At 60.7% G+C, this 20,916-nt stretch carries 17 protein-coding genes and 1 other RNA gene; 8 read left to right on the forward strand and 10 right to left on the reverse strand.

The window, feature by feature from the left end; all coding sequences use genetic code 11:
- Position 1: 1 nt before the first annotated feature.
- From I5P96_RS09645 to I5P96_RS09685, 8 genes are all read right to left on the reverse strand, one after another.
- Positions 2-1,171 (reverse strand): ABC transporter permease, encoded by a 1,170-nt coding sequence (locus I5P96_RS09645; RefSeq protein WP_223381854.1) that lies wholly within the window; start codon positions 1,169-1,171, stop codon positions 2-4.
- A 3-nt stretch (positions 1,172-1,174) separates the two neighbouring features.
- Positions 1,175-2,689, reverse strand: a complete 1,515-nt coding sequence (locus tag I5P96_RS09650) for an ABC transporter ATP-binding protein (protein WP_223383750.1) — start codon at positions 2,687-2,689, stop codon at positions 1,175-1,177.
- A 373-nt stretch (positions 2,690-3,062) separates the two neighbouring features.
- Positions 3,063-4,235 (reverse strand): BMP family protein, encoded by a 1,173-nt coding sequence (locus I5P96_RS09655; protein ID WP_223381855.1) that lies wholly within the window; start codon positions 4,233-4,235, stop codon positions 3,063-3,065.
- A gap of 208 nt (positions 4,236-4,443) precedes the next feature.
- Complete coding sequence (locus I5P96_RS09660) at positions 4,444-4,893, reverse strand: cytidine deaminase (RefSeq protein ID WP_207685460.1); 450 nt, start codon at positions 4,891-4,893, stop codon at positions 4,444-4,446.
- 16 nt (positions 4,894-4,909) lie between these two features.
- Entirely contained in the window at positions 4,910-5,368 is a 459-nt protein-coding gene (locus I5P96_RS09665; RefSeq protein WP_223381856.1) for a GNAT family N-acetyltransferase, read from the reverse strand.
- Positions 5,369-5,686: 318 nt separating this feature from the next.
- A complete protein-coding gene (deoD, locus tag I5P96_RS09675; protein WP_223381857.1) occupies positions 5,687-6,406 on the reverse strand; it encodes a purine-nucleoside phosphorylase in 720 nt (239 codons plus the stop codon).
- Positions 6,407-6,483: 77 nt separating this feature from the next.
- Positions 6,484-8,373 carry a peptidoglycan DD-metalloendopeptidase family protein gene (locus I5P96_RS09680; RefSeq protein ID WP_223381858.1) on the reverse strand — a complete coding sequence of 630 codons (1,890 nt, stop codon included), beginning with the start codon at positions 8,371-8,373 and terminating at the stop codon, positions 6,484-6,486.
- Positions 8,374-8,503: 130 nt separating this feature from the next.
- The gene (locus tag I5P96_RS09685) at positions 8,504-9,430 is read right to left on the reverse strand and encodes an RluA family pseudouridine synthase (protein ID WP_223381860.1); all 927 of its coding nucleotides are present in this window, start codon (positions 9,428-9,430) and stop codon (positions 8,504-8,506) included.
- Positions 9,431-9,537: 107 nt separating this feature from the next.
- On the opposite strand from I5P96_RS09685, the gene rnpB reads away from it, so the two are divergent.
- The 4 genes from rnpB (at position 9,538) to I5P96_RS09705 (ending at position 14,061) form a co-directional block, all read left to right on the forward strand.
- Positions 9,538-9,875: RNase P RNA component class A (gene rnpB, locus I5P96_RS09690), an RNA gene on the forward strand.
- Positions 9,876-10,055: 180 nt separating this feature from the next.
- The gene (locus tag I5P96_RS09695; protein ID WP_223381862.1) at positions 10,056-11,984 is read left to right on the forward strand and encodes an NAD(+) synthase; all 1,929 of its coding nucleotides are present in this window, start codon (positions 10,056-10,058) and stop codon (positions 11,982-11,984) included.
- 3 nt (positions 11,985-11,987) lie between these two features.
- Positions 11,988-12,344 (forward strand): NusG domain II-containing protein, encoded by a 357-nt coding sequence (locus I5P96_RS09700; protein ID WP_223381864.1) that lies wholly within the window; start codon positions 11,988-11,990, stop codon positions 12,342-12,344.
- 25 nt (positions 12,345-12,369) lie between these two features.
- A complete protein-coding gene (locus I5P96_RS09705) occupies positions 12,370-14,061 on the forward strand; it encodes an LCP family protein (protein ID WP_223381866.1) in 1,692 nt (563 codons plus the stop codon).
- Positions 14,062-14,128: 67 nt separating this feature from the next.
- On the opposite strand, the gene I5P96_RS09710 is transcribed toward I5P96_RS09705, so the two are convergent.
- On the reverse strand, positions 14,129-14,605 hold the full coding sequence (locus I5P96_RS09710) for a hypothetical protein (protein ID WP_223381868.1): 477 nt from the start codon (positions 14,603-14,605) through the stop codon (positions 14,129-14,131).
- 152 nt (positions 14,606-14,757) lie between these two features.
- On the reverse strand, positions 14,758-15,936 hold the full coding sequence (locus tag I5P96_RS09715) for a phosphopentomutase (protein ID WP_223381869.1): 1,179 nt from the start codon (positions 15,934-15,936) through the stop codon (positions 14,758-14,760).
- A 322-nt stretch (positions 15,937-16,258) separates the two neighbouring features.
- Between I5P96_RS09715 and pyk the strand changes: the two genes are divergently transcribed.
- The 4 genes from pyk (at position 16,259) to I5P96_RS09735 (ending at position 20,685) form a co-directional block, all read left to right on the forward strand.
- Positions 16,259-18,016: a pyruvate kinase gene (gene pyk, locus I5P96_RS09720; RefSeq protein WP_223381870.1), complete on the forward strand. Its 1,758-nt coding sequence runs from the start codon at positions 16,259-16,261 to the stop codon at positions 18,014-18,016.
- A gap of 12 nt (positions 18,017-18,028) precedes the next feature.
- Positions 18,029-18,481, forward strand: a complete 453-nt coding sequence (locus I5P96_RS09725) for an S-ribosylhomocysteine lyase (protein WP_118551795.1) — start codon at positions 18,029-18,031, stop codon at positions 18,479-18,481.
- A 176-nt stretch (positions 18,482-18,657) separates the two neighbouring features.
- A complete protein-coding gene (locus I5P96_RS09730) occupies positions 18,658-19,677 on the forward strand; it encodes a glycosyltransferase (protein ID WP_223381871.1) in 1,020 nt (339 codons plus the stop codon).
- Positions 19,678-20,685: a glycosyltransferase gene (locus I5P96_RS09735; protein WP_223381872.1), complete on the forward strand. Its 1,008-nt coding sequence runs from the start codon at positions 19,678-19,680 to the stop codon at positions 20,683-20,685.
- Positions 20,686-20,916: the final 231 nt, after the last annotated feature.

Raw genomic sequence — 20,916 nt, forward strand, 5'->3', positions numbered from 1 at the left:
CTTACTTGCCCTCCTTCTTCGCGTTGGCCTTTTCCGCCGGGGCAGGCTCTGCGTTCACGTTGGTCTTGTCCGCGTTCTTGAACAGCAGCTTCTGGATCTTGCCGCGGAAGAGCATGGAGAATGCGCACAGATAGATGATGATACCACTGATGAGGTCTGCGATCTCAGTGGGGTAATACTTGGTGGAAAGGAAGGTGCCGCCCACCGAGATGTGGGAGATGAAGATGGCCGAGAAGATAGTGCCGATGGGGTTGGAGCTTGCCAGCAGGGCAACGGAAATGCCGTTGAAGCCCATGGCGGGCAGGCTGGTGGAGTTCAGCGGGTTCCACTGGCCCACGTTGGACAGATAGAACAGGCCCGCACCAAAACCGGCCAGTGCACCGGCAATGGCCATGGAGAGGATGATGTTCTTCTTCTCGTTGATGCCGGCATAGCGGGCAGCGCTCTTGTTCAGGCCGACGGCCTTCAGCTCATAGCCGAAGGTGGTCTTGTTCAGCACCACCCAGACCAGGACCGCCACGACCGCCGCCAGGAAGATGGCGATGGTGGTGCTGTTGGTCTGGAACAGCTTGTTCAGGCCGAAATCCGGGATGATGGACTGCGCAAAATCTGCATTCTTGCCCAGGTTCAGGGTGCGCGTGTTGCGCACATCGTACATGGGGCCGGTGCCGTTCTGGTAGACCAGTTCATTGACGAGGTAGAGGCCGATCCAGTTGAACATGATGGAGGTGATGACCTCGTTGATGTTGAAATAGGCCTTGAAGAAGCCGGGGATCGCGCCCCAGAGGCCGCCCAGAACCGCCGCAACCAGCAGGCAGACGAACCAGGGCAGCTTGAGCATGATGGCGCAGTAGAGGGCACCGTAAGCGCCCAGCGTATACTGACCGGCTGCACCGATGTTGAACAGGCCGGTCTTGAAGGCAAAGCCGACCGAAAGGCCGGTCATAATGAGGGGTGCCGCATTGGCCAGCTCCTTGCCGACGCCGTAGGGGGCATCGTAGAAGCCGCCCTTGACGATGCGGACGAAACCGTCGCCCCAGGCGTGGGCCGGGTTGATGGCCAGCAGCACCAGGAAACCGACGGCCATGCCGATCACGATGCACAGCAGCGCGGCCAGAACGCTCGTGATGGAGCTGTTCAGATTGCTGCGGGAAAGTTTTTTGTTTTTCATCTGTTAATTGCTCTCCTTTCCCTGCTTGCGCGCGCCTGCCATATACAGGCCCAGTTCCTGCACGGTGGTGGTCTTGGGATTGAATTCGCCCACGACCTCGCCCTCGTACATGACAAGGATACGGTCGGACAGGTTCATGACCTCGTCCAGTTCCAAACTGACCAGAAGCACGGCCTTGCCCTTATCGCGCTGGGCCACGATCTGGCGGTGGATGTATTCGATGGCACCGACGTCCAGGCCACGGGTGGGCTGCACGGCCACCAGCAGCTTGGGGTCTTTGTCGATCTCGCGGGCGATGATGGCCTTCTGCTGGTTGCCGCCGGACATGCTGCGCACGATGGTGGCACTTCCCTGACCGCTGCGCACGTCGTACTGCTCGATCAGCCGGTCGGAATACTCCCGCACCTTCTCGCTGCGGATGAAGCCGTTCTTCTGGAACTCCGGCTGCCAGTAGCGCTGCAGCACGATGTTGTTTTCCAGACTGTAATCCAGCACCAGACCATGCTTGTGGCGGTCTTCGGGGATGTGGCTCATGCCGTCCTTCGAGCGCTCGCGGATGGAGGCATTGGTGATGTCCTTGCCGTCCAGCGTGACCTTGCCGGAGTTGAACTTTTCCAGACCGGTCAGGCCGTAGACGAATTCGGTCTGGCCGTTGCCCTCGATGCCTGCCAGACAGACGATCTCACCGGCGTGCACCTGGAAGGAGACGTTCTTGACGGAATCCTTCTTGTGCTGGGCGTTGTGCATGGTGACATTCTCCACGTCCAGCACGACCTTGCCGGGGGCTGCGGGCTTTTTTTCGACCTGAAGCTGGACATCGCGGCCGACCATCATGCGAGAAAGCTCTTCCTTGGTGGTATCCTTGATGTCCACGGTGCCCATATACTTGCCCTTGCGCAGAACGCTGCAGCGGTCTGCAACGGCCATGATCTCGTTCAGCTTGTGGGTGATGAAGAGGATGGACTTGCCCTCTTTCTTGAACCCGCGCATGATCTCCATCAGCTCGTCGATCTCCTGCGGGGTCAGAACTGCGGTGGGCTCATCAAAGATCAGGATCTCGTTGTCGCGGTAGAGCATCTTCAGGATCTCCACGCGCTGCTGCATACCGACCGAGATGTCGCTGATGAGGGCATCCGGGTCCACGCGCAGGCCGTACTTCTCGCTCAGGGCCATGACCTTCCTGCGGGCCTCCGCCTTCTGCAAAAAGCCCAGCTTGTTGGGCTCCACACCCAGGATGATGTTGTCCAGAACGCTGAAGCACTCCACCAGCTTGAAGTGCTGGTGCACCATGCCGATGCCCAGTGCATTGGCATCGTTGGGGTTGCGGATGGCGACCTCCTTGCCGTTTTTGAGGATCTTACCCTGTTCCGGCTGGTACAGGCCAAACAGAACGCTCATCAGCGTACTCTTGCCCGCGCCGTTCTCGCCCAACAGAGCGTGTACCTCGCCTTTGCGCAGTTGCAGGGTGATGTCGTCGTTTGCCTTGATACCGGGGAATTCCTTGGTAATGTGGAGCATCTCGATCACAAAATCCTCTGCCAATCTGCTCACTCTCCTTTCGTGCCGGTTCGACACCTATACTATTCTGTCTCTCATTATACCGTATTTTTGCCGGTTTGCACACTTCTTTTTGAATTTTTAAGGATTTGCCCTACAAAAAGTATGACTTTTGTGCAATCTGACCAGTTTTCTGCGAGGCGTTTTTCTCCAGAAATTGCAAAAAGAGGCTGCTACACCCACTCCCTTCGTCACAGCTCCGCCGCGTCTGCTCCCTCTGGGAGGGAGCCTGAACGTGACGGCCCGCAATCAAAGCCTCCCTCATTGAGGGAGGTGGCATTGCACAAGCAATGCCGGAAAGAGTGATGCAGCAGCCTCGCAGACTACAGAAAAATTACTGGATGTAGGTGACGGTGGTGAACTCGCTGACGGTGGGCTTGGTTGCGTCGTCGGAGCTGTTGTCCACGGTGATCTCGCCGGAAGCGATCTTGGCCTTGACTGCCTCGTACTCATCCTTGGTGAAGGACTCGAAGTTCCAGCTGTCGTCATCGGTGGGCAGGCCGATGTAATCGCCATCTTCCAGACCGAAGTTGCCGTTGGTGGCAGCGATCTCGCTCCACTCGCCGCCCTCGATGTCGGTCAGAGCAGTCTCGACCGCAGCGGACAGGCCCTTCATGGCGGAGGTGATGAACGGGTTGTAAGCATAGGTGCCATCTGCCACGCCGTTTGCGCCGATGTAGTTCTGGTCAACGTCAACGCCGATGACATAGCCGTTGTTCTTCAGAGCAGCCTCAACCGCAGAGGTGTAGATGCCGCCGCCGCAGGCGAAGACGACCTGCGTACCGTTGGAGTACCAGCCCTCCATACGGGAGGTGATGTTGGCATCGCCGTAGAACTGGCCGCCGTAGAAGTAGTTGATCTCGACGTTCTGTCCCAGCTCCTGTGCGGCAGCGTCAGCGCCCTGCACGAAGCCATAGCCATAACGGATGACAGCGGGAACTGCCATGCCGCCCAGGAAGCCCAGCTTGTTCTTGCCGTCCTTGGTGATGGCATAGCCTGCCAGATAGCCTGCCTGCTCCTCCTTGAAGGTGATGCAGTAGCAGTTTGCGGGGATGGCATCGGTGCCGATGTCGCCCTGGGTGACATCAATAGCGATGAACTTGACATCGGGATACTGCTCAGCAGCCCATGCCAGAGAAGCACCGTACAGATAGCCGACGCAGACGATGACCTCAGCGCCGTCGTTGACAGCCTGGCGGATCATGGTCTCGCGGTCCTCATCGGAAGCGTCTGCTTCGGGGATGTAGTACTGGCAGTCATCGCCCATGTAACCGGAAACAGCGGTCCAGCAAGCCTGGTTGAAGCTCTCGTCATCGATCGTGCCGGTATCGCAGGTCAGAGCGACCTTCGTGATCTTGCCAGCAGCCTCAGAGCCAGCAGATGCTGCGGAAGAAGCAGCAGAAGAAGCGGTGCTGGTGGAAGAGGAAGAACCACCACAGGCAGTCAGAGCGGCAGCAGCGGCAGCGGCGCCAGCCACAGCCAGGAAGTTACGACGAGAAATCATCATAGTGAAAACTCTCCTTTTATGTGATTTGAAAACTTGCGTTTTACGTTCCAAATGTGCACACTGGCACATTTACTGAACCAAGTATAGCCGGGATCTGTGACGAAAGCAAGGAATTTCCGATTACAAAATATTTACAGATTTTTTGTAAAATTCGCGTAAAAGTCTTGCTTTTTGTCCAATTTTGCGCTTTTCTGCCCGGTCTGCGGCCTCATTCCTCCACCGCTTTGTTGCCCGCCACGTTGGACGGCCCGAAGCCGAAGGGCAGCAGTTCGTCCATGCTGCGCTCGATGAAATCATCCGGCGTCCTGGCCATGATGACGTTCAGCTCCGGCCCGCCGAACTCGAACAGCGCCTGACGGCAGACCCCGCAGGGCGACGTGATCTGTTTGTTCACCTCGCCCCGGCGGGCCCCCACGACGGCAATGTCGGTGAACCGGGTCACGCCCTCACTCACCGCCTTGAACAGCGCCGTGCGTTCGGCGCAACTGGTCGGGGTAAAGGCGGCGTTCTCCACATTGCAGCCGGTGAAGACACGGCCGTCCTCCGCCCGCAGCGCCGCGCCGACCAGAAAGTCCGAATAGGGCGCATAGGCTCCCTCGCGGGCCTTCAGTGCCATCCGGATCAGCTCCTTCTTTTCTTCCAGCGTCAGATTCGTCATGGTGTAGTCCTCCTTTTTATCTCAGCGGATAAACAAACATTTCTGCATCCTTCTGCACAAATCCTATTGAGCGGAACATTGCCTGGGACTGTGCATTGAACGAATAGATCTCCGCAAAGCACTCCGGGTAGCCCTTTTCCCGTGCCAGCTCCAAGATCTTTCCTACCACAGCCCGCCCGATGTGCCGGTTCTGGTATGCCTTGCAGACCACAATGGCAATTTCTCCGCTGGCCTGTAAACAAACATCGCCGCAGAGGGTTCCTTCGCACTCGATGTAAAACAGGTCGCCATGGGTGTTCAGATACTCATACATGTTTTTCAAAATGGACAAATCATAAATGCGGTTTTGATTGTCCACCTGGTGACATAGCTCTGCATCCTGATACCACGGAAGCGTAGTCTCGTAGGCTGGGTAATAGGGAACGAGGCGGAGCGATGGGGTGATGGGAATAGTTTTCCTTCCCTGCTTTTCCATTGTCCTTCCTCCTTTTTCATATCAATTAAAGTATACCCCATTCCTTCTTTTCCCGCAAGCGTTCCGATTTTTGCAAAGAAAGTCTCGCGCGAGCACCGCATTCCGTTTGAGGTCTCTGCTGACCCGTTCTACGCAGAGAGCAACATCAATCACCTGCGTCAGATCGTGCACGATATTGATACCGGAAAAGCCAAGCTGACCGAACATGACCTGATCGAGGTAGATTAAATGAGACTGCTTCGGGCATTATGATGACACCTGAAAAGAGGGGGCAGCTGCCGTGTGGCAACCGTCCCCCTCTTTCTTTTCAACCCATAATCAGTATTCTGCCCCCAGAGCGACCTTCATCATATTGGTGAAGCTGGTCTGGCGCTGCTCGGCGGTGGTGATCTCCGGCGAAACGAAGCTGTCGGAGATGGTCAGCAGGCAGGCGGCATTCTTGCCCAGGACCTGGGCATTGGCAAACAGAGCGAAGCTCTCCATCTCGACGCAGAGGCAGCCGCGCTCATCCCGCAGCTTCTCCCAGTAGGTAGGCTTTTCCTCGGAGGGCTGACGGTAGAAGACATCCGAAGAGTGGACGTTTCCCTCGATGAGAGAGATGCCCTGCCTGGTCGCCGAAGCGCGGAGCTTGTCGTTCAGGGTCTGGCTGGGCAGGGTGATGTCCCCCTCGAAGCCGCTCTGGACGCGGGCATAGTTGGACTCGCTGACCGCACCGGTGGCCAGCACGACGTCGAACAGCTTGGCCTTGTCGGTGTAGCTGCCCGCCGAGCCGATGCGGATGATGTTGTCCACATCGTAGAACTTGAACAGCTCGTAGGAGTAGATGCCGATGGAGGGCATTCCCATGCCGCTGCCCATCACGCTGATGGGGCGGCCCTCATAGGTACCGGTAAAACCCAGCATCCCGCGGACGCCGGTCACCTGGCGGACATCCTGCAGGAAGGTGTCTGCAATGAATTTTGCGCGCAGGGGGTCACCGGGCATCAGAACAGTTTTTGCGAAGTCGCCTTTTTCGGCGCTGATGTGGGGAGTTGCCATAGTAATCGTCTCCTTTTCCTTGGTTATGTTAGAATGAACCTCTCAGGCGTCACGCAGCAGAACGCGAGGTTTTTTCCTTATCTTTTGCCGGGGAAGAAGTTCTGCGGTGCCAGATACGAGCCGCTGCGGCGGATCTCGAAGTGGCAGTGGTTGCCGCTGGAACGCCCGGTGCTGCCCACGTAACCGATGAGCTGGCCCTGACGGACGCTCTGGCCTGCACGGACGGTCAGCGACAGGCAGTGGGCATAGACGGTGGTGTAGCCGCCGGAGTGGCTGATGATGACCGAGTAGCCATAGTTCGTGCCGGCACCGGCCTTGTTGTAGCCCGCCTTGGTCACGGTGCCGCCTGCCGACGCATAGATGGGCGTACCGGCCGGTGCGCAGATGTCCACGCCCTTGTGGCCGCTGCCGTACCAGCGCGAGCAGTTACGGTAGTTGGGCACCGGCCAGATGAACTGGCCGCTGCCGGTGATGTAGGCGGTCTTGTTCGTCACCTTCTTGGTGCCGACGACCACCTTCTTGGGCACGGCTTCCTTGAGGGTCTGGGTGGAAACGACGGTCTGTTCCAACAGGGTGCCGTTCGTGTCGTAGACGTTTTGCAGCGTCACAAGACGCAGACCGTTCTCACCCTCCTGCAAGGTTTTGGTCGTGCCCTTGGTATATTCGTTCGACTGGGTGGTCTCGGTGGTGAAGGGGATCTCCTCCTGCCGGGTCTCCATCTTGGTGATGCGCACTTCCAGCGTCGCTTCCTCTTTGGTCACGATGAGGGTGTCGCCCTCCTGGATGTTGGAGCCTTCGGTCAGAGCTGCGCCCTTGAAATTCGGATTCAGTGCACACAGCTCGCGGAAGGTCAGGTCGTTCTTCTGGGCGATGGACCACAGGGTGTCGCCAGTCTGGACCGTGTAGGTCTTCTCCTGCTGGCGGACGCCGGAGATCATATCCTCGATGGAATTGTCGTCCTCGAAGCTGTCGTTGAAATAGATGCCGTCTTCGAGCAGAACGGTCTTGCTGAAGCCGACGGTGACGTTTCCGTCGTCCTTGTACTCTTCCTCGTAGGGGGCCAGCAGGTTGTTCAGGTAGCTGCGCAGGGCGTCGCCGTCTGCGCACACGGCCGTCAGCTCACCGTTCAGGTAGAGAGCCGTGCCCTCGCTGATCTCGTCGCTGGCGCTCTTCAGGATGGCGTCGGCGGTCTCGCTCTCGTCCATGACCTGATGCGCCACCGAGATGGTATAGCTCGGCTCGATGGTCCAGTCGGTCTTGTCCGTACCGGCGTAATTGATACGCTCCATCACGTCCTCACGGGCAAGGTTGAAGACTTCTTCGTTGGCCACATAGCCGACGGTCTTCCCGTTGACCTGCACCGCCAAGGCATAGGGCTGCTGGATGGTGCGGTCATACACCGTCACGAACACCGCCAGCATACACACCGGCAGGATGTACATGGCCATCCGGGGCAGCAGCCGAAGGTTGCGCCGGATGCCGCTGGTAAGATAATGGACGCTGGCTTTGACGGCCGCGCCGAAGCCTTTCTCCTTCCGGACCGCGCGGGCATGCACCAGCAGTGCCCCCGTGCCCCGGAAAAAGAGGATCACCGGGCCGAACAGGTCCCGGAACATCTGGGCAGCGCCGGGGAACGCCAGCGCGGCCAGCTCATGGAACACATTGCGGATGCCGTGCTCCAGCCACCGTGCGACGGCAGAGATATTCCGGCCCGTGCGCACCACAGCATATTCGGCGGCAAAGCCCAACGCATACAGGGTCTCGCCCACCCGCAGCACCAAAGCGCTCCCCCGCAGCTTCTGCGAAAGGTCATTCATGCGGCGCTGTGTCTTCCGGCGGAAGCGGTGTTTCCGCAGCAGCCGGCTGCACTGGAGCTGTGCCCAGAGGGACCGCAGCGTCCGCTTGTGCTTCACCGGCGGTGCTGACGGAGCCTCCTGCATCGGCTCCTTTGTCTTTTCATCAATCAAAAGGGGTTGCTCCTTCCTGACTGTAAGGATCAAAAATCACAAATTCATTTCAATTATACACGCCGTCCGCGCTGAAACAAGGTTCCTCACAAAAATTGGGCAGACCTTTCACGGACTTTTCACTTAGTTTTCATATTTCCAGGGGGTCTTCCCCGAAAAGTGCCCGCAGATCGGGCGGGAGCGGGCTTTTCACGGTGACGGCCCGGCTCTGTTCCAGAGGCGGTGCCGTGATGCGGATGCCCTCCGGCGTCATCTCGTATTCCGGCACCCGGAAGCGCTGCTCTGCACAGTGCAGCGCCTGCCGCCCGATCCGCTCCCGGCTCCCGCCGTAGAGGTCATCTCCGGCCAGCGGGTGGCCGATGGAGGCAAAGTGGACCCGGATCTGGTGCGTCCGCCCCGTCACCGGGACACAGGCGGCCAGACTGAGACCGTGTTCTGCTCTTATTATGGTATACTCCGTCCGGCTGGGCTTGCCGTCCGGCGTCACGCACCGGCCGATGATGCTCTCGGCCTGACGGCCGATGGGGGCGTCGATGACGCCTTTACCGAGGGGCAGTTCGCCCTCCACGACGGCATAGTAGAGCTTTTCGACGTTCCGGGCCAGCAGCGGAGCGGCGTAGCCATTCTTTGCGGCCAGCACAAGGCCGCTGGTGTCCTTGTCGATCCGGTTCACCGGGCGGAAGACCGGGCTCTCGCCCCGCGCCTCCATCCGGGCCGCATAGCCGTTGGCCAGCGTATCCAGCGGATAGTTCAGCGTGGGATGCACAGCCAGGTGCGGCGGCTTGTCCAGCACGATGGCGAACGCATCCTCATAGACGGCCTGCACCGGGATCTCCGGCTGCGGGGCCACACCGGCCCCGTCAGCAGGCAGTTCGAACCAAATGTCCTGCCCGGCTTCGACCCGGCGGTTCGCCAGGACGGGCTGTCCACCAGCCCAGAAGCCGCTGCCGTGGAACTTGACCGCGCGGGCCAGCTCGGTGGAGACGGCACACCGGCGCAGAAAATTGCGCAGCAGCGCGCCGTCCGCTTCGGGCGGCACCGGAAAGATCAGTTTCATCCCTGCGCCACCTCCCCGAAAACTTTACGCCATATATGAATTATTATAACAAATTTTGCCTCCACTTGCAATTCTTGTTTTTTTATGGTATCATGAGGAACGGAAAACGAGTGGAACATACGGCGGCGGGGCGGCTTTGACCGCCCTGAGGAAAGTCCGGGCCTCACAGAGCACGGTAACTGCTAACGGCAGCCGAGGGTGACCTCAGGGAAAGTGCAACAGAAAGGAAACCGCCGCAGCGATGCGGTAAGGATGAAAGGGCGAGGTAAGAGCTCACCAGCGCATGGGTGACCATGCGGCTTTGTAAACCCTACCGGAAGCAACACCTATATGGGACGGATAGCGCTGCTCGCGTGTCCCGATGGTGGCATGAGCCTGCCAGCAATGGCAGGTCGAGACAGATCGTCGTTTAATACAGAACCCGGCTTACGGTCCATCTCGTTTTCCATGTTTGGTTTTGTCTGAGCTGCTGCGGAGGCCCCGCAGCGGCTCTTTTTGTTTGTTCCCGCAATTTTTACCACTCTGTGACTTTCCGTTTTGGCCGGAGTGTGGTATACTATGTGCACCACGGCGACTCATCTGTCCGCCGTGGTCAAACACAACAGACAGGATGTGAAATCCTCCGATGAAAGATGGTTTTTTGAAAGCAGCCGCTCTCTCGCCCGCACTGCGGGTGGCAGACTGCGCCTATAACACCGCGCAGATCCTTCAGGAGCTGCGCACCGCCTCCGCACGCGGCGTGAAGCTGGCTGTATTCCCGGAATTCTGCCTCACCGGCTACACCTGCGGCGACCTGTTTTTGCAGCGTACGCTGCAGCAGGGCGCGCTGACCGGCCTGCAGACGCTTCTGGACGCCAGCCGGGAGCTGGACGTCGTGGCGCTGGTGGGCCTGCCGCTGCTGGTGCGGGGCAAGCTGTACAACTGCGCCGCCGTGCTCTGCCGCGGTCGGCTGCTGGGCCTTGTTCCTAAGACGTACCTGCCCAATTACGGCGAGTTTTACGAAAAGCGCCAGTTCACCCCCGGCTCCACCGAGGTCGAGACCCTCACAGTCTGCGGCCAGCAGGTGCCCTTTGGCACCTCGCTGCTCTTCCGCTGCCGCGAGATGCCCAGCTTCGTGCTGGGCGTGGAGCTTTGCGAAGACCTGTGGAGTGCGCTCCCGCCTTCCACCTTCCACGCGCTGGCCGGAGCCACCGTCATTGCGAACCTCTCCGCCAGCGATGAGACGGTCGGCAAGGCGGAGTACCGCCGGGCGCTGGTGGCCAACCAGTCCGCCCGCCTGCTCTGCGGCTACCTGTATGCCTCCGCCGGGCACGGTGAGAGCACCCAGGACATGGTGTTCGCAGGCCACGACCTCATTGCGGAAAACGGCACCCTGCTGGCTGAAACGGCTCCCTTTGCAGGCGGTCACGCCGAGACGGAGCTGGACTGCCAGCGGATGGAATCCGAGCGGGCCCGCAACACCAGCTTCGAGCCTTCCACGGACGGCTATCAGACCGTGGACTTCAGCCTGACGCTGACCAACACCTCCCTGACCCGCTTCGTGGACCCGACCCCCTTTGTGCCCGGCGACCCGCAGCGCCGCGCTGAGCGCTGCGAGCTCATCCTGAAGATGCAGGCCGACGGTCTGGCCAAGCGGCTGGAACATGCCCACGCCAAAACGGCCGTCATCGGCATCTCCGGCGGGCTGGACAGCTGCCTTGCCCTTCTGGTGGCCGTCCGCGCCATGAAGCAGCTCCGCCGCCCCACCACCGATGTGCTGGCCGTGACCATGCCCTGCTTCGGCACCACCCGGCGCACCCGCAGCAACGCGGAGATCCTGTGCGAGGAGCTGCATGTTTCCTTCTCCGAGATCGACATTGCCAACACGGTCCACAGCCACTTTGCCGACATCGGCCAGGACGAGAGCGTGCTGGACGTCACCTTCGAGAACGGTCAGGCCCGCGTCCGCACACTGGAGCTGATGGACACCGCCAACCGCACCGGCGGCCTCGTAGTGGGCACCGGCGACCTCTCGGAGCTGGCGCTGGGCTGGGCCACCTACAACGGCGACCACATGAGCATGTACGGCGTGAATGCCGGGGTGCCCAAAACGCTGGTGCGCCACCTCGTCCGGTACGAAGCCGACATCGCCGCCACCGATGCGCTCCGGACCGTGCTGCTGGACATCCTCGACACTCCCGTCTCCCCCGAACTGCTGCCCGCAAAGGACGGCGAGATCGCGCAGAAGACGGAAGACCTGGTCGGCCCGTATGAGCTGCACGACTTTTATCTCTATTATGTGCTGCGCTTCGGCTTCGGCCCGGCCAAGATCTTCCGGCTGGCCAAAGCTGCCTTTGCAGGCCGGGCCGAATACCCGGACGAAGTGCTGTACAAATGGCTGCGCAACTTCTACTGGCGGTTCTTTGCCCAGCAGTTCAAGCGCAGCTGCCTGCCCGACGGCCCCAAGATCGGCAGCGTGACCCTCTCGCCCCGCGGCGACTGGCGGATGCCCAGCGATGCGGCGGCAGCGCTCTGGCTGGCCGAACTCGAACAACTGTTTCCGCACAAAGGATGACCCATGAAACAACATTCCAAGCTTTTCGTCAACCTGATCTTTGTTCTGGCCGTGCTGGCCATTGCGGGCGTTCTGTTCGCCCTGCGGGCCGCACACGCCACCGGCAGCGCCCTGGAAGCCGAGCTCATTTACGGCGACGCCAACACGGTGCAGAAGTTTTCTCTGGACAACGACGCCACCTATGATGTGGACACCGGTTACTACACCGTCCACATCGAGGTAAAGGACGGGGCCGCCCGCTTTGTGGATTCGCCCTGCCCGGACCACATCTGCGAAAGTTTCGGTTGGCTTTCGGCGGAAGATCAGACCGCCACCTGCCTGCCCGCCCGCGCCGTGCTGACCATCGCGCCGCTGTCCTGAGGGCACAGTCAAAAGGAGAATTTCCATGTTCGATGAAAAAGACACCACCCGGCACATCCACCGAGGTGCACGGAAGGACCCGGACCGCACCGTTGAGGTGGACAGCTCCGCATTTTTTGCGCCGGAGACTGCCCGGCCGGTGACGCCGCCGCCCTCCAAAAAGCCGCCCCGGCAGAACAGCTCCCCGGTCCGGCCGCCCCAAAAGCCTGGCAAAAAGAAAGGCTCCGGCTCGAAATTCGGGTCGTTCCTGCTGGTCTTGCAGGCCATTCTCAGCGTGGCAGCCTTCGTGCAGCTCTGCCGCACCCAGATGCTTCCCGCGCTCTACCTCGTCATCATTGCAGCGCTGCTGGCCCTGTTCTGGCTGCTGGTCAAGCGCTGCCAGGAGTACAGGACCCCCGGCAGAGTCTCCCGCGTCTTCTCGGTCTTCCTGTGCGCGGCGCTGGCCCTCGGCTGCGTCTGGGCGCAGCAGGGCCTTGCCGCGCTGGGCAGCGTGACCTCCGGTCTGCTCACCGGCGCTGAGGCGAATAAGATCACCAAGGAGCCGTTCGTCATCTACCTCAGCGGCGTGGACAACCGCGGCGAGCTGACCGAAAAGGCCCGCAGCGATGTGAACATCCTGGCCGTGGTCAACCCCGCCACCAAGCGGGTGGCTCTCATCAATACCCCGCGCGACTACTACGTCGATCTGGCGGGCACCAGCAGTAAGGACAAGCTGACCCACGCCGGTCTGTACGGCGTGGAGACCAGCATGGCCACCCTGGGCAACCTCTACGGCGTGAATGTGGAGCACTACATCCGCATCAATTTTGCGGGCTTCATCAGCATCATCGACGCGGTAGGCGGTGTGGATGTCTACTCCGACCAAGCGTTCACCTCAGTGGGCAGCCCCGGTTACTATGACCCCACCACCTTTGCCGAGGGCTGGAACCATCTGGACGGCAAGAGCGCACTGGCCTTTGCCCGCGAGCGCCACGCCTTCGCTTCCGGCGACATCCAGCGCGGCATCAACCAGATGAAGGTCATCGACGCCATGGCGAACAAGCTCAAGTCCCCCACCGTCCTGATGAGCTTTTCCAAGCTGATGGACGCCGTGTCGGACTGCTTCGTCACCAGCCTGTCGCAGGAGCAGATCTCCGCGCTGGTCCGGATGCAGCTGAGCGACCTCGCCAACTGGGATATCCAGAGCTACTCCGTCACCGGTTCCAGCGGCAAGAGCTCCCAGTGCTACTCCGCCAAGGGGCAGAGCCTCTACGTCATGAAACCGGACGAAAGCTCGGTGGCACAGGCCAAGGAGCTGATCGCCTCCGTGCTGGGCGGTGAGGGCACGGTCAGCGACACCCAGCAGACTCCGGAGAAGACCGAAGTCCACACGCCGACGGCAGACCCCAACGCCGCTGTTTCCGTGCCGGAGACCCCGGCGGACAGCGTCGTCCTGGACGAGCCTGCGGAGAGCATCCCGGAGGAGATCCCTGCTAGCAGCGAGCAGCCCGCAGAGGCTCCGGCTGAGGCCCCTGCCGAAACCCCGGCCGGCAGCGAACCGTCTGCCTCCACCGAAGTGCCCGCCGAGGAGCCTCCTGCCGAGAGCAGCAGCTCCTCCGAAGCACCGTCCATCTCCCTGCCCACGCAGGAGCAGGTCGAGCAGGCCGCCTCCTCGCTCCATCAGGCGGCGTCCACCGTTCTGGATGCCCTGTTCGGTTCCAGCAGCTCCGCAGAATAAGACCCAGTTACAAAAAAAGTCCCGACCAGACCGGTCGGGACTTTTTCTTGTTTCATGTTGGAGCGGATTATTCAGCGGACTCCAGCTCGAAGGTCTTGACGGAGGCGGTGCCGTTGCGGCCAGCCTTGTCGGCGCGCAGATACTGGCGGGTGGTCTCGCCGTTTGCGGTCACGTCTGCCACATACACGGTGTTCTCCTCAGCCTCGATGGGGAACTCCTCAACCATGCCCTTCATGGGCAGGGCGCTCAGGTCGTCGTATGCGCCGTTCAGCTTCCACAGCTTCATGGTGTCGCCGTTGGAGAGGGTGAACTCGCCGTAGCAGTCGGCATCGTAGGTCTTGCCGTTCACTTCGAGGGACTCGGTGCTGACCACGCTGGCGGCGGCAGCCTCGCTGGATGCGGCCTCCGAAGCAGCCACAGAAGAGGCAGCCTCGCTGGATGCAGCAGAGGAAGCGGTGGAAGATGCGGTGCTGGAGCAGCCGGTCACAGCAAAAGCCAGAACAGCGGCGGCCACTGCCAGACCCATTGCACGATTCAGTTTCATTGTATGATCTCCTTTGTTTGAACCAATCCTTTTTCTGTCCGGAAGCAGGAGCGATTCTGCTCTTCCTTCACGAACAGGCACAGGGCCTAGTCTACCACAACCTCAACCATACTTCAAGCACCTTTGGCGCTTTTGTTTTCAACCTGTGACTTTTACTTCCGGATCTTCTCCCATACGCTCTGGCCATCCAGGGTCGAAGCGTCTACACCAAGGTACTCGCAGACGGTGTGGGCGATGGTGCCGAAGCAGAGCTTCGTGCCCAGGTCCACGCCGGGCTTGACGCCCTTGCCGCAGATGAGGTACGGCACATACTCGCGGGTGTGGTCGGTGGTTTTGGTATAGGACGGGTCGCAGCCGTGGTCTGCCGTGATCATCAGCAGGTCGCCCTCCCGCATACCGGGGATGAAGTCAGCCAGGAACGCATCGAACTCGGTGGCAGCGGCGGCATAGCCCGCCACGTCGCGGCGGTGGCCGTAGAGCATATCAAAATCGACGAGGTTCACAAAGGCCAGGCCCTCAAAATCGCGGGTCTGCAAGGCTTTGGTGAAGGCGATGCCGTTGGTGTTGCCTGTGGTCTTGATCTTCTCGGTCACGCCCTCGCCATCAAAGATATCGAAGATTTTGCCCACGGCGATGACGTCCCTGCCTGCGTCCTTCAGCAGGTCGAGCATGGTGGCGCGGGGCGGCTTCAGGCTCAGGTCGTGGCGGTTGGTGGTGCGGTAGAAGGTCTCCGCCGTGCTGCCCAGGAAGGGGCGGGCGATGACGCGGCCCACGCCGTATTCGCCGTTCAGCATCGCGCGGGCGATCTCACAGTAACGGTACAGTTCGTGCACCGGCACCAGCTCCTCGTGCGCGGCCACCTGAAAGACGCTGTCGGCGCTGGTGTAAACGATGAGGGCATCCTCCCGCATGGCCTGCTCGCCATAGTCCCGGAGCACCTGTGTGCCGGAATAGGGCTTGTTGCAGAGCACCTTGTGGCCGGTCTTTTCCTCGAACGCATGGATGAGCTCCTCCGGGAAGCCGTTCGGGAAGGTGGGCAGCGGTTTCGGGCTGACCACACCGGCGATCTCCCAATGGCCGATGGTGGTATCCTTGCCCATGCTCTGCTCCTGCAGGCGGGCAAAGGCCCCCGCCGGGGCAGCAGTCTTCTCCCCTGCCGTCACACCGTCGATGTTGAACAGGCCGAGCTTCTGCAGATTGGGGCAGTGAAAGTTCGGGTGCTTTGCAATGGCACCGAGGGTATTGGTGCCCGCGTCGCCAAAGGCGGCTGCATCCGGCTCTGCGCCGATGCCAAAGCTGTCCAGAACGATCAGAAATACACGTTTTTCCATAGTTTTGTTCTCCATTTCGTTTCCAGAGCGTCCCACCCGAAAGTGAGACTTTTTCTGGTTCCATTATAAGCAGTTCCGCTCCCGGATGCAAGGGCTTTCCGGATGCAGGCATTCCTTACGAAATTTTAACCAATTCTTTGCCAACTCCCTCTTGCCCTATTGTATCCAAGTGTTTATAATATAGTATGGTATGGTTTTGAGAACGACCATATTGGCGTCTTTCGCCGCGGCAGGCCCCGAATGCCGGAGCCTGCCAAATGCAGCCGATCGGGCTGCTGCGTTAAGATAGAGAGTAGAATAGAGAAAGTTCGAGGTAATCAACATGAGAAAAACGAAGATCATCTGCACCCTTGGCCCCTCCACCGACAAAGGGGATGTCCTGCGCGAGCTGATCGCCAACGGCATGAACGTGGCCCGCTTTAACTTTTCCCACGGCTCCTATGAGGAGCACGGCGGCCGTCTGGCCAATCTGAAGGCACTGCGCGAGGAGCTGGGCAAGCCCGTTGCCGCCCTGCTGGACACCAAGGGCCCTGAGATCCGCTTGAAGGAGTTCAAGAACGGCGTCGAGATGCTGGAAGCCGGCCAGACCTTCACCCTGACCACCCGCGAGGTGGAGGGCACCAAGGAGATCTGCTCCGTCACCTACAAGGACCTGCCCCACGATGTGCACGAGGGCGGCACCATCATGCTGGACGACGGCCTCATCATGCTGCGCATCGAGAAGGTCACCGACACCGACATCACCTGCACTGTGCTGAACAGCGGCAAGATCAAGACCAAGAAGGGCGTCAATGTGCCCGGCGTCCATCTGTCCATGCCGTACCTGAGCCAGAAGGACCGCGAGGACATCATCTTCGGCATCCAGAACGGCTTCGACTTCATCGCAGCCTCCTTCGTGCGCACCGCACAGGACGTCTACGACATCCGCAACCTGCTGAACGAGTACGACTCCAACATCCGCATCATCGCCAAGATCGAGAACCGTGAGGGCGTCAACAACATCGACAGCATCCTGTCCGCTGCCGACGCCGTCATGGTCGCCCGCGGCGACCTGGGCGTTGAGATCGACTTCACCGAGCTGCCCGGCATCCAGAAGAACATCATCGACCGCTCCTTCTCCTTCGGCAAACCCATCGTCACCGCCACCCAGATGCTGGACAGCATGATGGTCAACCCCCGCCCCACCCGCGCCGAGATCTCCGACGTGGCAAACGCCATCTATGACGGCACCTCTGCCATCATGCTCTCCGGCGAGACCGCTGCGGGCGCTTACCCCGTCGAGGCCCTGAAGACCATGTCCGCCATCGCCGAGCGCACCGAGAACGAGCCCCACTACCGCGACGAGCGCTTCAAGGATGCTGCCCACGGCCAGATCAGCGTCAGCGATGCCACCGCACACGCTGCCTGCCTGACCGCACGGGACGTCAACGCTGCCGCAATCGTCACCGTGTCCGAGTCCGGCAACACCGCCCGCCTGCTGAGCAAGTACCGCCCCACCCAGCCCATCATCGCCTGCGTCATGGACGAGCAGGTCCAGCGTCAGCTCTCCCTGAGCTGGGGCATCACCTCCCTGCTGATGGGCCCCGCCAAGAGCACCGACGAGCTGATCGAGATGTCCACCGCTCTGGCCCAGAAGAACGGCTACCTGCACAACGGTGAGCTGGCCGTCGTCACCGCCGGTGTTCCCGTGGGCGTTTCCGGCACCACCAACATGATCAAGATCCACATGGTCGGCAACTGCCTGTCCACCGGTGTGGGCGTCGGCCGCGAGAACGCCGACCTGACCAGCGCTTCCGGCAAGGCCTGCGTCTGCCGTACGCTGGACGAGGTCCGTGCCAAGTTCAAGCCCGGCATGGTGCTGGTCGTGCCCTCCACCAGCAACGAGATGCTGGAGTACGTCCGCGATGCTGCCGCTCTGGTGGTCGAGGAGGCTGGCCTGAACAGCCACGCCGCCATTGCCGGCAAGGCCCTGCTCAAGCCCACCATCGTGGGTGCCCTGGGTGCCTGCAGCCACATCCGCGACGGTCTGGACATCGCAGTGGACTGCGCCCACGGCAGCGTCCAGCGCCTGCAGGCCTGAGAGGTGCACGAGATGGAACGGATCGCAAGTTTCTGCGTGGACCACACCAAACTGGACCGCGGCATGTACCTGAGCCGTCAGGACGGCGATGTGCTCACCTGGGACATCCGGATGAAGAAGCCGAACCACGGCGATTATCTCTCCACCGGGGCCGCCCACACGCTGGAGCACCTGTTCGCTACCTATGCACGGAACAGCGCTTTCCGGGACGGCGTCATCTACGTCGGCCCCATGGGCTGCCGCACCGGCTTCTATCTGCTCACGCGCGGCCTTACCCCTGCCGAAGCGCTGAAGCTGACGGTGGAGTCCTTCCGCTTCATGGCGGCCTTTGAGGGCGCTGTCCCCGGTGCCAGCGAAGTGGAATGCGGCAACTACCGCGACATGGACCTGCCCGCCGCCAGAGCCGAGGCAGCCGCCATGCTCCCTGTTCTGGAAGCGCTGACCGCTGACCAGCTGCACTACTAATTTCAATCAAACCAACGACCGGGAAGTCTCTCACCAAAGAGGCTTCCCGGTTTTTTGATAAAAAGATGGATTTTTATGTACAAATCCTTTATAATGATTTTAGTCTAATTCCCCTTTTTTACGGAGATCCCGATCCTGCGAGGGGCTGACAAGATCACATTGCGGAGGTTCAGGATATGGCAGAATACATTTTGCTGATCGACAGTAACTATGAGGAGGCCGAGGGCTTTGTGCGCGGGCTGGAAGAAGCGACCGCTTCCCCCTGGGAAGTCGAGCTTTATCCCAACAACAAGACCTACGGTCTGCACCGCTACCTCAAGTTTTTCACGGTGGCGCTCCATGTGGTCACCCACCCGGCCCGGTATTCCGGCAAGACCCTGCTCTGCTGGCAGCAGTTCTACGGCATCGCCATCGCGTTTTTCTTCCGGTTGTTTCACCTCAAAAAGCGGTTCCGGCTCGTCATCATGACCTTTATCTACAAGCCGCGGTCCGGTTTTGCCGGGAGGCTGTTCGAGCGCTTTGTGCGGTACGCCGTCACTTCCGACGCAGTGGACCGCATCCTGCTGACCACCCGCGCCGAGGCCCCGCGCTACGCCGAGACCTTCGGTCTGCCCCTTTCCCGATTCGGTTTTGCCCACTGCGGCTCGATCCCGCACGACCCCGCCGCCTACGACGACCCGGCACTGAAAGCGCAGGGCTACTATTTTGCCACCGGCCGCAGCAACCGCGACTATGACTTCCTCATCCGGGCGTTCCGGGGCCGCCCGGAAACGCTCTGCATCGCCTGCGATGTTCTCGCCCCCTGCCCGGAACCCAACATCCAGGTCGAACAGAACCTGTTCGGCGAGGCCATGCTGCGCCGGATGCGGAACGCCAGAGCCGTTCTCTTCGCCTTTGAAAACGACCAGGTCGCCTCCGGGCAGCTGACCTTCCTCACGGCCATGGATCTCGGTGTACCCGTCATCGTGACCCAGACACAGGGCCTGACAGACGACTATCTCACCGATGGCGTCACCGGCCTTGTGGTGCCCAAGGAGGAAGCGGCTCTGCACGAAGCGATGGACCGGCTGGCCGCAGACCCTGCCTTTGCCGCCCGGCTCAGCGCCAACGCAGAGCAGGCGTTCCGCACCCGGTTCACCTATTACCATGCCGGCAAAGAAGTCGGCGCACAAGTTTCCGAAAGCGAGGTGGTCTGAATGCCCTGCATCAGCGTGATCGTCCCGACCTACAATGTTCTGCCCTATCTGGACCGCAGCATGACGTCCCTGCTGGGGCAGACCCACCGGGACCTTGATATCCTTCTCATCGACGATGGCGCCACCGACGGCTGCGCCGCCCGCTGCGACGCCTATGCCCGGCAGGACCCGCGCGTCCGGGTCGTCCACCAGCCCAACGGCGGCCTCAGTGCAGCCCGCAACACCGGGCTGGACCATGCAGTCGGCGATTTTGTCGCCTTCCTTGACCCGGATGACTACGCCGACCCCCACATGCTGGAACGGCTTCTGACCACGCTCACCCAGGCACAGGCCGACACCTGCTTCTGCCGCTATTACGATGTCTCCGCCGACGGCAGCGTCCGCCTTGCCCCGGAGGACTATGCGCGTTCCCTCTACACCGGTGCTGAGATCGACCAGCTTCTTCTCGGCATGGTCGGCTCCCGGCCGCACCATCCCCACGACGTGGAGATCGGAATGTCGGTCTGGAAGGGGCTCTACTCCCTGCCCATCCTCCGGGCGCACCACATCCGGTTCCTCTCCGAGCGGGAGTACCTGTCCGAAGATCTGCTGTTCCATCTGGACTATCTTGCCCACGCCGGGGCGGTCGCCATCGTACCGGAGCCTCTCTATTATTACTGCCAGAACCCTGCCTCCCTCACCGGTGTATACCGGGCCGACCGCTTTGCGCGGGAAAAGCGGTTCTACGAGAAGGTCTCGGCAGAGCTTGCCCTGCGCTTCCCGCCCGAAGTCTACCGTTCGCGGCTCGACAAGGCCTTTTTAGGCCGGGTCCGCCGCTGCATCGCGCAGGAGGCCGCACACAACAAAAACAGCCTGCGGAACATCGCGGCCATCTGCCGGGATCCTCTTGTGCAGGCGGTTCTCCGGGAGCTGGATGAGAGCCAGCTGCCCCGGCTCAAGCGGGTGCTCCACTGGGCTATCCAGCACCATTGTGCGCTCTTTTTGTATGGGACATTCCGGCTCAGATAAGCCCCAGCGCCGCAAATTCCCGCGCGATACCGTCGTCGGTGACGGCGGGGCAGAGATGTAGCGCAACGACCGGGAAGTCTCTTTCCAACGAGGCTCCCCGGTCGTTTTTCTTTTTGATCTTCTAATTTTTTCTCCGGAACTGTCCGGTGAGTACCCTTGCGCCTTGGATCAACGCTTCTCGTTCGGTGTCCCAATGCTTCAGGACCTGTTCCAGATGAAGCGTCAAAAGAG

The organism is Faecalibacterium prausnitzii (genome assembly GCF_019967995.1).
Lineage (GTDB): Bacteria > Bacillota > Clostridia > Oscillospirales > Ruminococcaceae > Faecalibacterium > Faecalibacterium prausnitzii_E.

What these genes read in the sequence shown, in the direction of transcription:
- I5P96_RS09645 (WP_223381854.1), bottom strand. Translation starts at nt 1,171, where the DNA reads ATGAAAAACAAAAAACTTTCCCGCAGCAATCTGAACAGCTCCATCACG.
- I5P96_RS09650 (WP_223383750.1), bottom strand. Translation starts at nt 2,689, where the DNA reads ATGCTCCACATTACCAAGGAATTCCCCGGTATCAAGGCAAACGACGAC.
- I5P96_RS09655 (WP_223381855.1), bottom strand. Translation starts at nt 4,235, where the DNA reads ATGATGATTTCTCGTCGTAACTTCCTGGCTGTGGCTGGCGCCGCTGCC.
- I5P96_RS09660 (WP_207685460.1), bottom strand. Translation starts at nt 4,893, where the DNA reads ATGACGAATCTGACGCTGGAAGAAAAGAAGGAGCTGATCCGGATGGCA.
- I5P96_RS09665 (WP_223381856.1), bottom strand. Translation starts at nt 5,368, where the DNA reads ATGGAAAAGCAGGGAAGGAAAACTATTCCCATCACCCCATCGCTCCGC.
- deoD (WP_223381857.1), bottom strand. Translation starts at nt 6,406, where the DNA reads ATGGCAACTCCCCACATCAGCGCCGAAAAAGGCGACTTCGCAAAAACT.
- I5P96_RS09685 (WP_223381860.1), bottom strand. Translation starts at nt 9,430, where the DNA reads ATGAAACTGATCTTTCCGGTGCCGCCCGAAGCGGACGGCGCGCTGCTG.
- I5P96_RS09695 (WP_223381862.1), top strand. Translation starts at nt 10,056, where the DNA reads ATGAAAGATGGTTTTTTGAAAGCAGCCGCTCTCTCGCCCGCACTGCGG.
- I5P96_RS09700 (WP_223381864.1), top strand. Translation starts at nt 11,988, where the DNA reads ATGAAACAACATTCCAAGCTTTTCGTCAACCTGATCTTTGTTCTGGCC.
- I5P96_RS09705 (WP_223381866.1), top strand. Translation starts at nt 12,370, where the DNA reads ATGTTCGATGAAAAAGACACCACCCGGCACATCCACCGAGGTGCACGG.
- I5P96_RS09710 (WP_223381868.1), bottom strand. Translation starts at nt 14,605, where the DNA reads ATGAAACTGAATCGTGCAATGGGTCTGGCAGTGGCCGCCGCTGTTCTG.
- I5P96_RS09715 (WP_223381869.1), bottom strand. Translation starts at nt 15,936, where the DNA reads ATGGAAAAACGTGTATTTCTGATCGTTCTGGACAGCTTTGGCATCGGC.
- pyk (WP_223381870.1), top strand. Translation starts at nt 16,259, where the DNA reads ATGAGAAAAACGAAGATCATCTGCACCCTTGGCCCCTCCACCGACAAA.
- I5P96_RS09725 (WP_118551795.1), top strand. Translation starts at nt 18,029, where the DNA reads ATGGAACGGATCGCAAGTTTCTGCGTGGACCACACCAAACTGGACCGC.
- I5P96_RS09730 (WP_223381871.1), top strand. Translation starts at nt 18,658, where the DNA reads ATGGCAGAATACATTTTGCTGATCGACAGTAACTATGAGGAGGCCGAG.
- I5P96_RS09735 (WP_223381872.1), top strand. Translation starts at nt 19,678, where the DNA reads ATGCCCTGCATCAGCGTGATCGTCCCGACCTACAATGTTCTGCCCTAT.